Annotated in this window: 1 protein-coding gene; it reads right to left on the bottom strand. The window is 58.1% G+C overall.

Annotated elements, in window-relative coordinates; translation table 11 throughout:
• The coding region (locus EN804_RS36815; RefSeq protein WP_246693567.1) for a PAN/Apple domain-containing protein at positions 1-279 on the bottom strand (279 nt) is incomplete at both ends.

Raw genomic sequence — 279 nt, 5'->3', positions numbered from 1 at the left:
AGGACAGGCGCGGCGGCGCGCCGATATCGGCTTCCGTCGCCACTTCGACAATCTTGCCGGCAACCGCACCGGGGAAGGCGTTCAGCTGATTGAAATCAGATTTGAGGAAGCACCATTTCACCTTTGGATTGTAGGTAAAGGCCTTGCAGGATGTGTCCCCGGCGCAAATCTCGCCGCATTGCTCCAACGAGACGTTTTGCTCCGTCCTGAGATCGAAGCCGAAATAATCGCCATTTTGGGTGGTCACGACCTTGCGGGAGGGTTCCGCCGCCATGGCTG

Source organism: Mesorhizobium sp. M8A.F.Ca.ET.161.01.1.1 (genome assembly GCF_004792105.1).
In the GTDB taxonomy this organism is placed as follows: domain Bacteria; phylum Pseudomonadota; class Alphaproteobacteria; order Rhizobiales; family Rhizobiaceae; genus Mesorhizobium.
This window is presented reverse-complemented; position numbering and strand designations above follow the sequence as displayed.